The sequence below is a fragment of the Caballeronia choica genome, from assembly GCF_001544535.1.
Taxonomy (GTDB): Bacteria; Pseudomonadota; Gammaproteobacteria; order Burkholderiales; family Burkholderiaceae; genus Caballeronia; species Caballeronia choica.
Genome location: NZ_FCON02000607.1, coordinates 1 through 585 on the forward strand (window position 1 = coordinate 1; position 585 = coordinate 585).

Sequence of the window (585 nt, forward strand, 5' to 3'; positions counted from 1 at the left end):
TGAGCAAAGTACAGATGTCGTACCAAGGGATCTGTAGCGCATGCTGGTGCGGTTTTCCCGCCTATGGGGACCGCCATGACGCGCACCGGGACGATCACAATGAGCATGCGGGAGCTTGACCGGCTGAAGGTCGTCGAGGCTGTCGCCGAGGCGCGTCTGATGACTTGGCGCGCTGCTGAGCGGCTGGGTCTGAGCCGACGCCAGGTTGAGCGGCTCGTGATCCGCTACCGCGACAAAGGCGCCGCTGGCGTCGTTTCGCAGCGGCGCGGCGCGCGCAGTAATCATCAGTTGCCGCAGATCGTGCTTGACCGGGCGCTTGGACTGATCCACGAGCGCTACGCCGATTTTGGTCCGACGCTGGCGTGCGAGAAACTGCGCGAATGCCATGGCCTCGTGCTGTCGAAGGAAACCGTGCGTCACCTGATGACGGATGCGGGTCTATGGGTGCCGCGCAAACAGCGACCACCGAAGGTTTATCAGCCGCGTGCGCGACGGGCCTGTTTCGGCGAACTGGTACAGATCGACGGCTGTGACCATCACTGGTTCGAGGAACGGGCACCGTCCTGCACGTTGCTGGTGTATGTT

1 protein-coding gene is annotated in these 585 nt (G+C 62.9%); it reads left to right on the forward strand.

Annotated features, from left to right (window positions below):
* Positions 1 to 75 precede the first annotated feature (75 nt).
* Positions 76 to 585: helix-turn-helix domain-containing protein (locus AWB68_RS45965; RefSeq protein ID WP_143282099.1), on the forward strand; the 510-nt coding region annotated here is incomplete at its 3' end.